This window comes from Brevundimonas sp. (genome assembly GCF_036659295.1).
GTDB lineage: Bacteria > Pseudomonadota > Alphaproteobacteria > Caulobacterales > Caulobacteraceae > Brevundimonas.
In genome coordinates, this window is sequence record NZ_JAVXCU010000079.1 from 1 (window position 1) to 10,624 (window position 10,624).

The window sequence follows — 10,624 nt, forward strand, 5'->3', positions numbered from 1 at the left end:
CTGCCGATCCGACGACGGGAGCGGCAGCATCAGAGGTTCAAATCCCAAGCCTCAGCCCAGAGATTTCTCACCACCCACGCCGCGATCTACAACACCTTCAACTTCCAGCGCCATTTGATCAGCAGACCCACACTTCGTCGTTTTCGCGTCGATGCGGATTCCGCTTGGGTGGCTGCTACCGTCTGATAGCGTGGAGGGTAGGGGTCTTTCGACTTCGCTTAGTTAAGCTGACAGCACCAGCGCGCAGGGTAGGGGTCTTTCGACTTCGCTTAGTTAAGCTGACAGCACCGCAAGGGGTGTGTTATCGCACCTTTTACGTGGCGCTTAACGCCAATCGCGTTAGAATACGTATATATACGTAATCGAATTTTGGTTCGTAGTGAGGAGTGGGGGATTAGCGTGCGCGTTGAAACGAAAAGACTTTTGGACCGCCTGGGGCAGTCCGACTTTAAGTACCGCGAATATCACGAGGTCGATACCCAATCCAGCACCGCTCGCTGGCCCTTGTTCGAACTCATCGACAGACAGCTTAACGAGGCTCGTACTGTCACTAACGAGCTTGATGTCGCTTCATCCCCAACAGAAGCAAATGACATCAAGTCGTTGATTAACCGCATTTCTGCGGAGCGTTCTTCGTGATCAATATTGTTGTAACAGCCCTGAAGGGCGGGGCCGGCGTAAGCGCGGTTGTTTCGGGTTTTGCGCAGGCTGCGGCGCAACAAGATCTCGGGGTTGTCTGTATTGACGCCGATACCCACGGTTCTTTAAAATACCATCTCGGCTTGGTCGGTCTGGCTACGGGCGAGAAGAGTGAAAGCACGGCATCGCGTATCAAACTGGGTACCCCGCAAACCGCTTATGATTTTTCGGGCGATCTTCTTTTGTGGGATTTGCCGCGTTCAAGCGGTGATGTGCAGGCTGAAGCACTTGCCCGCGCCAGTGCGGTTGTTCTGGTCGTTCCGGCTTCGGCCACATCCGTGACCATGGCTGCCAGTGTTAAGCGTTTTCTGTCGGAAGGCGAGAACCGCTACCTGCTGATCAATTTCGACGATAGCCGTATTCCTCTGAAGCGTGCTGCCGCAGACCATCTGACTAGGCATTTCCGAGATCGGGTCATCGGCCGCATCCGTCAGGATGAGACGGTTGAAGAAGCGGTTGCCAATCTGGAAATGCTATCGACCTCTGCACCCTATAGTGCGGCATGGGGGGATATGCGCACGGCGCTGACCAATCTGCTGCAACGTATGGAAGAGGTTCCTCTGGCTGCCGCCGGTTCGCGCCGATGAGGGGGGCATTACCGGAAGACAAAGGCGCGTTGCTGCGCCTTGTAGGCCTGTGCGTTGGTCTGTTGCTGGCTTCGGGTCTGGCTGCCGCTGTCATTTTGACGCCGCTTGATCTGAAGGGGCAGTGGATCTTTGCCTTTGGCATGATTGTGCCTATGGCGCTTTTGCAGTTTCGCCCTGCACGGCGCGCGACGCTGATCATCTGCCTGATCTCGCTTCTGGCCTCGACGCGCTACATCTGGTGGCGTGCAACCAATACGCTGTCCTTCGATCAGGCTCTGGAACTGTTTCTCGGTGGCGGTCTGTTCCTCGCAGAACTGTTTGCGTGGCTGATCCACGTTCTGGGTTTGATGCAGACGGTCTGGCCTTTGCGTCGTCCGCCGGTGTCGATTGAAGGTGATGACGCCGATCTGCCAACGGTCGATATCTATATCCCGACCTATAACGAAGATCTGTCGATCGTTCAGAGCACCGTCTTTGCGGCCATGGCGATCGATTATCCGCACGACAAGTTGCGCGTATATATTCTGGATGATGGTCGTCGTCCGGAGTTTCGACGTTTTGCCCAGTATGCGGGCTGTGGCTATCTGACCCGCTCGGATAACAAGCACGCCAAGGCAGGCAATATGAATGCTGCCCTGCCCAAGACGAATGGCGAACTGATCTGCATCTTCGACTGCGACCACGTGGCGACACGTGCCTTCCTGCAGATGACGGTGGGCTGGTTCCAGCGCGATCCGCAATTGGCGCTTCTTCAGACGCCGCACCATTTCTATTCACTCGATCCGGTCCAGCGTAACTTTACCCTTGTCGGCGATCTGCCGGGTGAGGGCGAACTGTTCTATGATGTGGTGCAGGACGGTAACGACTTCTGGAACGCCTCGTTCTTCTGCGGTTCGTGCGCGGTTATCCGTCGTTCGGCTCTGGACGATGTCGGCGGCTTTGCCGGCGAGACCGTTACCGAAGACGCCCACACTGCACTGAAGCTCCAGCGCAAGGGCTGGCGTTCGGCCTATCTGAATATCAAGCTGTCGGCAGGTCTGGCGACCGAGAAGCTGGCACTGCATATCGGTCAACGTGCGCGTTGGGCGCGTGGCATGACGCAAATGCTGCGCATCGATAACCCGTTGTTTGGTCCGGGTCTCAGCCTGCCTCAGCGGCTCTGCTACCTGAATGCGATGCTGCACTTCCAGTTTCCGCTGCCGCGCATCGTGTTCCTGACCTCGCCTCTGGCCTTCCTGCTGGCGGACCAGAGCGTGATCTTTGCCGCCGCTCCGATGATCTTTGCCTATGCGGCACCGCACCTATTCGGGGCGATGATCGCAACGCATCGTATTCAAGGTGGCAAACGCCGTCTGTTCTGGAGCGAAATCTATGAATCGCTTCTGGCCTTCCACCTGCTGCGCCCGACGCTAGAGACGCTGATCAACCCGAAGGGCGGTTCGTTTAACGTGACGGCCAAGGGCGGTGTGATTGATCGCTCCTTCTTCGACTACAGCAGTGTCGTGCCGCACATGTTTGTCATTGTGCTGCTGGTCATCGGGGTGGTGTTCGGCCTCGTCAAAATGTTCACAGGTTATGCCGAGGTGTGGACTGTGGTGATGAACCTGGCGTGGTCGGTGTTCAGCCTGTTGATCCTTATTTCTGCGGTTCTGATTGCGCGCGAGACCAAGCAGCAGCGTCATGCTGTACGCGTCGAGGCGGCTTTGCCTGTGACCCTGTATTTCGACAGCGGTGCTTTGGTGGATACCGAAACCGAAGATGCCTCGATTGGCGGTCTGGCTGTTCGTATTCCGAGGGATATGGACATGGCCGACAAGGTCGTGACCGACGTCGCCATTCGCACAGCGGGCGAGAGTCTCGTCCTGCCGGTCAAGGTGGCCGGCAAGAGTAACGGTGTGGTGCGTTTGAGCTTCGCCGATCTGACCTTTGAACAGCGCAGAGCTCTGAGTGTCGCGGTATTTGGCCGCTCTGACGCTTGGGAAGATGCTGATATTAAATTGGAAAATGCCATGGTGAAGGCCGCGTGATGTCCGACCGCAAGCAGCAAAACACACGTATGGCCCATCGTGTCGGTGTTTCGGCACTGGCTCTGTTCTTGTCTGTAACCCCTGTTGTCAGTGCTTCGGCGCAAACTGCGGCCGTGGCGCAAACCACGCCTTTGCAGAACCGCACGGGGGCTTCGACGACGGTCAATACCCGTCCGGCAGCGCCGGCGATGGTCGAACGGCTGGGGCAGGGGCAACGCCAGCTGCGCGCCAGCCTGCGCGATCTGCAGGTTCGCCAGAGCGTGCGCCTTCAGGGTGTTCAGGGCGAGGTTGGTATTCCCTTTACCAGCCGTAACGACGAAGTCGTTAAATCCGGTAATCTGGTGCTGGACTTTGCCTATTCGCCGTCGATGCTCGAAGACCTCAGCAGCATAACGGTTCTGGTCAATGACGAGGTGGTGCGCAGCCTGCCTCTTCCGAAATCGGGTGCTGACGGCACGCGGGTTCAAATCCCGCTTGATCCGGCGCTGATCGTTCCGGGCGACAACAGGCTGAATCTTCGTTTGATCGGCCACTATACGCGTGATTGTGAAGACCCGCTTCACAGCAGCCTTTGGGCCAACATTAGCAATGTTCGCTCCTACCTCGACCTGCGCGTGCAGCGTCTGGGTATTGCACCTGATCTGCAGACTTTCCCAGCGCCGTTCTTTGACCAGTATGACGTCGCGCCGCTGAAGCTGCCTTTCGTCTTTGGTACGGCTCCGTCGAATGGCGATCTGGAAGCGGCTGCGACCATGGCCAGTGCCCTCGGCGCAATGGCAAGCTATCGCGGCTTTGCCTTCCCGGCAGCATTCAACACCCTTCCTGATGGCGACGCTGTAGTCTTCATGACGCCGGACCAGATGGTTCCGGGTCTTGAGCGCACCATCAACGGTCCGTCTGTCGCCGTGGTCCGCCACCCTCGCGATCCTTACAGCTCGCTGTTGCTGATTATGGGACGCGATGCTGCCGAACTGAAACAGGCCGCTGCGGGCGTTGCCTATTCACAGGGCAACCTCAAAAGTGATTTTGCAGACCTGGCCGGCAGTTCGATCCCGACCTACATGCCCAACAGCGCCCCGCGCTGGGTCAATGTGAAAAAGGTCATGCAACTGGGTGAACTGGTTGAAGCGACCGATCTTGTCGGGATGGGCCTCCAGCCGGGCCGCCTGCAAGCGAATTTCCGTCTGCCGCCTGACCTATTCTTCTGGCCGTCTGAAGGTGCCAAGCTCAAGAGCCACTACCGCTATCCGCGCGGTGAGTGGCTGGATACCCGTCGTTCGCGCCTCGATCTGACGGTGAACGGTCAATATATCCGCTCGCTACCGATCAAGACCCAGAACCTGTTTAGTTCTCTGGCTGCCGAAAAGGGTATCACCTCCGCCCAATCGACGGCTGTTACCACGCTTCCGGCCTATACATTGTTTGGCCAGAACGAACTGGGCTTCAACTACGACCTGCAGGTTGCCGATCCGGGCCAGTGCGTGGGGCGTCTGCCGAACAATGTGTTGACGTCTATCGAACCGAACAGCACCGTCGACTTCCGTAGTGCGCACCATGCGGCACGCATGCCGAACCTGGCGCTGTTTACCGGCGGCGGCTTCCCGTTCACCCGTATGCCTGACCTTGCCGATACGGCTGTTCTGGTCGGCGAGAATATCACCGCGGGCGAGGTTGAGGCCTTCCTTCAGTTGATGGGTCAGTTCGGTAACTCGACCGGTGTTCCGACCACGCGCCTGACGGTGATGCGTTCGGTTCAGCCAAGCCGTATGGCCGACAAGGACATTCTGGTGATTGGCCGCTCCGATCTGGCAAATCATCAGGCCCTGTTCGAGAAATCGCCTGTGCGTATTCGCGAGCGCCGTCTTGAGGTGACCCATCTGACGCCGTTGGAGCGTTTCTTCGGTTGGTTCACTCCGGGTGGCCGTCACGAGGCTGATGAAGCCACTCTGGCCGTGTCTTCTGCCAGCGGCTTCGAGGGTGTTACCAGCTTTGCCTCGCCGTTTACCAAAGACCGTCACGTGGTTGCGGTTCTGAGTAGCCAGACCTCGACCCTTCCTCAGATGACGAGCCTGCTGCCGACCGCAGACGCCAAGGCTCAAATCCGCGGGGACCTTGTCATCCGAAATGGTGACGAGTTCAAAGCCTTCCAGGTCAAGCCGACCAAGTGGCGGGGGGACCTGCCGTGGTGGCTTGCGATTGGCTACTGGTTCAGCCAGCGTCCTGTCGTGATGGCCTTGGCAGCCCTGCTGGCGTCTATCATTGTCGGCTTCCCGCTGTACTATGCACTCAAGGCTCATGGCCGTAGACGACTGACAGGTAAGAAGGATGCGTAAAGTGAAGTCCATTCTTTCGATAACGGTCGCACTGGGGGTCTTAGCCGCGGCCAGCAGCTTTCCGCTGGATCAGGCTGTAGCCCAGAACAATACGGCCGGTGAACTGGTGCGTCAGGGTGATTTTTGGCGTGCCCGTGGTCGAAACGATCTGGCTGATCAAGCCTATAACCGTGCGCTGCAACTGGATCCCAACAATGCTGCGGCCCGTCGTGGCCTCAGCGGTCCGGCTCCGGTTTCGCAGGAGCCACAGCCGTTGGTCCGTCGTGATACGGATACACGTGTCGACACTGCGCCTGCTCCGGTCTCTGCACCACGTAGCAACCGCCAAAGTGCGACCTCCAGTGCTGCCGATCGTGCAGGCCGTTTGCGTGTTGCAGGCTATGCCGCGCTGGAACGCGGAGAACTGAATACTGCCGCGAGCCAGTTCGAACAGGCTTTGTCGATCAATAGCCGCGATGCCGATGCGCTGGGTGGTCTGGGTATCGTGCGTCTTCGTCAGGATCGATTCCGCGATGCGCGTGATCTGCTTGAGCGCGCAAGCCAATCGGGCGGCGCGTCACGCTGGTCCGAGGCCCTGGCTTCGGCTCGCTTCTTTGCCGGTCTGGAAGATGCGGGCAGCAAAATCGATGCGGGCCAGATCGCACAGGCCCAGACGGCACTTCAGGGCCTGATTGCGTCTGCATCCGATGCCGAACAAAAGTCTCTGGCGGCGGTGCAACTCGGTGACCTGCTTCTTGAACAGGGCCGCTTTGGTGAAGCTCTGACAGCCTATTCACAGGCCAGCATTGGCCAGCCGCAGGTTGCATACAAGATCGCGCTAGCCGAGGCCGGAGAGGCGTCTGCTGCCGGTGATCCGCTGCGGGCCGAAGGGGCGTATCGCCGTGCCATCGAGAGCGGTGGTTCGACCGATCCATGGGCACGTTACGCCTTTGCGGGTTTCCTTTTGGAGCAGGGCCGTCGCAGTGATGCCGCCGCCATTATCCAGCCGTTGGAAACCTCCAGCCAGCTTGATGGACTCTACGCCGCTGCACTTTATTACAGTCAGGCCGACCGTCCGTCTGACGCTTCGCGCATACTAAACCGTATCCCCGAGGCTTCTCGCACGGCTGAAATGCGGGCGCTGGATGCCGAAATCCGCTTTATCGATATTGAACGTCAGGCCAACGCCATGGCGGCGGCTGGCCGCATGTCCGATGCCATCGAAATGCTGGGCCGTTATGACTCGACCAGTGCCTCGGTGGGGCAACAACTGCGTCTGGCCGGAACTTACCAGTCTATGGGGCTGACGGACCGTGCGGGCGTATTGGCCCGTTCGGCGGCGCAACAACCGGCACTGGCGTCCTCGCAGGTGGAGCCTCTGGTGCGCCTTCTGGCGCAGACCGGTCAGGACGATCTGGCGCTTCAGGTGATCCAGCGCTCTACGGGCGGTAACAGTTCATCGGTAGCGGCCTCGAACCTGTATTCGGTTTTGACGGTGGCCAGTGCGGATCGCCTGCGCGAGCAAGGCATGCATGCCGAAGCCTTTGATGTGCTGCAATCGGGCTGGAGCCTTGCCCCCCAGAATACCGACATCCTCATATCGCTTGGTCGCCTCTATATGGCGGGCAATATGAGTGAAGAGGCGGTGCAGGTTTACGGCATGGCGTTGCAACGCTCGCCATCGAACTCTGCGGTATTGTCAGCTCTGGCGGATGCCCATTCGGCCCGTGGCGAAACGGGCAAGGCCCGTGATGCCTATCGTCGTCTGCTGCGTCAAAGCCCCGATGATGTTGAAGCCTATCTCACGGCAGCCCGTATCGAGCAGGCGGCGGGTGATCGCGGCGCGGCGCGGCGCCTTCTGGAACAGGCCCAACGTCTGGGGGCACCGCAGGGCTTGGGCGAGGGAAGTGCCTTCACTGTCAACAATCCGTTCCGCTCGGCAGGCCAGTCGCTTACACCGGTTCAAGCCAACCCCTTCATGCCCGATACGTTGCGTGCGTCATCGCGTTCAACGCTGCAGGTGGCAAGCCGCACGCCGGTTCAGCAAGCTCTGGCTGACCTGAGTGATGACGAAGCTCCGCGTCTTGAAGCCAATATCCAGGCGCGTTCGCGTTCGGGCGAGGGTGGTCTCAGCAACCTCAGCAACCTGTCGGTCAATATCAAGGGCACGGTGCCTGCAGGTCGTGGCCGCGTCGGTCTGGCGATACAGCCCACTGTGATCGATGCCGGCGACATGAACCGCTCGGCTCGCGCACGATTTGGCCGTAATGCCACGGCAGAAGCGCTGGCTATTGTGGCACAGGAACCCACGGTTTTGGCTGCCAATGACAGCCAGTATGCGTCGGGTGTTGTTATCAGTGCCTCCTATGAGGATGAAAACTTCCAGATCGATGTCGGCACCACGCCGCTGGGTTTCGAGAGAACCGACGCGCAAGGCGGCTTCACCTGGCGTCCGCGCATAGGGGCGCATGGCGCGTTCAAGGTCTTTGCAGAGCGTCGCCCTGTAACCGATAGTGTCCTGTCTTATGCCGGTGCAGTTGATCCGGTCAGTGGCGAAGTCTGGGGCTCGGTCATGAAGACCGGCGGCGGCTTTGGCCTTAGTTGGGAGCGTGACGGCACGGGGCTTTATGGCGATGTGGCCTACCGCGTTTATGTAGGGCAGGGCGTAGAGGACAACAATGCACTCGAGATGAATCTCGGGGGCTATCGTCGGGTGTATTCGGGTGATGAACTGAGCTTCACCGCGGGGCTGGCGATGAACTATCAGTCGTTTGACGAGAATTTGAGCTATTTCACGCTCGGTCATGGCGGCTATTTCAGCCCCCAGAGCTTTGTCAGCTTGTCGTTCCCTGTCGATGTTCGCTGGCAGTCGGGTGACTGGATGATCAATGCCAACATCACTCCGGGCTATCAGACCTACCAGCAGGACAGGGCATTACTCTATCCGCTGGATCCGGCGGCTCAGGGACAGCTTGATGCGCTTAAGGCGCTGAATGATGATGTGCGTTCTTACTATGATAGCCAGAACCGCAGTGGCTTTGCCTTCTCGGGCGGGCTTGAGGTCTGGCAACGTCTGGGAACGACTTCCATGGGTGGCGAGGCCCGTATGAACACCTTCGGCAATTACGACGAGTATCGGATGGAGCTGAAGATCAAACAGCCGTTCGGGAGCAGCTATTGATTTCGACTTCTGCTGAAACCCTGATCTCGGTGGCCATACTGTCCGTGATCAGGAGCCGGCTGGGCCACGGGTCAGATGACTTTATCGTGGCGGTTGGCGAGCGCATAGGCGCGGCCTGTTCGTTTGATTTCAACGGCGGGCTTGAGCCCTTTACCGTGGCCATGAATGACATCTGGGCCGAACTGGGCTTCGGAATGGTGTCTATGTCCATGGAGCGGGGCGGACTTTTGATCCGCCACCAATTGCCGCACCAAGGACAGGATTCTTCGGTATGGAGAGATACTCTGCCATTGCTGGTTGAAGGGGTGTACCGTAGCTGGTTCCATCACTTCAGCACGCATGGCACCTTATCACGTATCTCTTCATCAGGAAGCGAACTTGAGTTCATTTTTTCGGAGTGATCGCAGGCTTTTTCTTGCGATGATGGCGGCATTGGTTGTGGCTCCGTCGGCCTGTGCGCAGGACCTCGACAAGGCGCTGTGGACGCAATACCGGCAGTCATTCATTGCGACTGATGGTCGTGTTATGGATACCGGCAACGGGAATGTCAGTCATTCCGAAGGGCAGGGGTTTGCGCTGTTGCTGGCGCTGGCTGCCAATGACCGCAGCACCTTCGATACTATGCTACGCTGGACGGAAACGCATCTGGTTCGCAGCGACAGCGGCCTTTATGCATGGCGTTATCACCCGTCGAATACGCCGCCTGTGTCTGATCCTAACAATGCGACCGATGGCGACATTCTGATCGCTTGGGCGCTGCTGCTGGCGTTCGAGCGCTGGAACGAGCAAGCCTATGCCGAGCGCTCCATGAGCTTGCGCGCCGCGATCCTTCGCGAAGTGACCGTTAGCCATGCGGGCAAACGACTGCTGTTGCCGGGGCGTATTGGTTTCACCGGCGAAGCTGGCGTGGTGGCAAACCTGTCCTATTATGTCTGGCCCGCACTGGATACCTTTGCCCGTCACGAACCAATGTGGAACGACATCATCAGCGATGGTCTGGACCTGCTGACCCGCTCGCGCTTTGGGCAGTGGCAATTGGTACCCGACTGGACACTGATCGGTGATGACGGTTCTGTGTCGCCTGCAGCGGACAAGCCAGCACGTTTCGGCTTCGACGCTGTGCGTGTGCCGCTTTATCTGCTTTGGTCTGGGCGAACCACTGAACTTAAAACCTTTCGCGACTATTGGCGCGAGACGGAAAAGGTTTCGGGCTGGCCGGCATGGATTGATGTGGTCAGCGGCGAGACTGCGCCATATCCTTTGTCAGGGGGTGGTCAGTCGATTGCCAATATTACGATTGGCCGTGCGCTTCCGAACAAGTCAGCCTCGAATGACTACTATTCGGAAAGCCTGAAGTTGCTGGCGCATCTGGGCAAGAAGGCCAGCGCTAGCGCACGCTGATCCGTGTGGTGCTGACAGTCTAACGCTAAAAAGTCTCCACTTGGGTTGAAGGGTGGGGGTTTTCATGTCTGGCTTATCGTTCAAGCGTCACCGGTTTCCAGGATCGATCATTTGTCAGGCGGTGCGTTGGTATTTTCGCTTCACGCTGAGCATCCGCGACGTTGAAGAATTGATGGCGGAACGAGGGATTGAAGTCAGCCGCGAAGCTATCCGGTGTTGGGTGAACAAGTTTGGACCGCTGATTGCCGCAAACATCCGCCGTAATCGTGATCGTCCGACGGGCCGATGGCATTTGGACGAGGCGGTCGTCAGGATACGTGGTCGCCGAATGTATCTGTGGCGCGCGGTTGATGATGAGGGCGAAGTGCTTGATGTGCTGGTCCAAAAGCGAAGGAACAAGCACGCGGCCTTGAAGCT

General features: G+C 58.5%; 8 protein-coding genes and 1 pseudogene. All 9 read left to right on the plus strand.

Annotation, left to right across the window (positions count from 1 at the left end; translation table 11 throughout):
• Nucleotides 1-186: pseudogene (locus RSB01_RS11705) on the plus strand (IS6 family transposase); the annotation flags it as partial.
• 213 nt (nucleotides 187-399) lie between these two features.
• A complete protein-coding gene (locus RSB01_RS11710; protein ID WP_332620323.1) occupies nucleotides 400-639 on the plus strand; it encodes a hypothetical protein in 240 nt (79 codons plus the stop codon).
• A complete protein-coding gene (locus RSB01_RS11715; RefSeq protein ID WP_332620321.1) occupies nucleotides 636-1,286 on the plus strand; it encodes a cellulose synthase operon protein YhjQ/BcsQ in 651 nt (216 codons plus the stop codon). Before RSB01_RS11710 ends, RSB01_RS11715 begins: the two co-directional genes overlap by 4 nt.
• A 29-nt stretch (nucleotides 1,287-1,315) precedes the next feature.
• A complete protein-coding gene (gene bcsA, locus RSB01_RS11720) occupies nucleotides 1,316-3,313 on the plus strand; it encodes a UDP-forming cellulose synthase catalytic subunit (protein WP_332620320.1) in 1,998 nt (665 codons plus the stop codon).
• Nucleotides 3,313-5,646, plus strand: a complete 2,334-nt coding sequence (locus tag RSB01_RS11725; RefSeq protein ID WP_332625513.1) for a cellulose biosynthesis cyclic di-GMP-binding regulatory protein BcsB — start codon at nucleotides 3,313-3,315, stop codon at nucleotides 5,644-5,646. The genes bcsA and RSB01_RS11725 overlap by 1 nt, the downstream gene beginning before the upstream one ends.
• 1 nt (nucleotide 5,647) lies before the next feature.
• On the plus strand, nucleotides 5,648-8,806 hold the full coding sequence (locus RSB01_RS11730) for a cellulose synthase subunit BcsC-related outer membrane protein (RefSeq protein ID WP_332625515.1): 3,159 nt from the start codon (nucleotides 5,648-5,650) through the stop codon (nucleotides 8,804-8,806).
• Nucleotides 8,803-9,207 carry a hypothetical protein gene (locus tag RSB01_RS11735; RefSeq protein ID WP_332620257.1) on the plus strand — a complete coding sequence of 135 codons (405 nt, stop codon included), beginning with the start codon at nucleotides 8,803-8,805 and terminating at the stop codon, nucleotides 9,205-9,207. The genes RSB01_RS11730 and RSB01_RS11735 overlap by 4 nt, the downstream gene beginning before the upstream one ends.
• A 22-nt stretch (nucleotides 9,208-9,229) precedes the next feature.
• Nucleotides 9,230-10,207, plus strand: coding sequence for a glycosyl hydrolase family 8 (locus tag RSB01_RS11740; RefSeq protein WP_332625516.1), 978 nt, complete (start codon nucleotides 9,230-9,232; stop codon nucleotides 10,205-10,207).
• A 64-nt stretch (nucleotides 10,208-10,271) separates the two neighbouring features.
• On the plus strand, nucleotides 10,272-10,624 hold a 353-nt coding region (locus tag RSB01_RS11745), incomplete at its 3' end, for an IS6 family transposase (protein ID WP_332625518.1).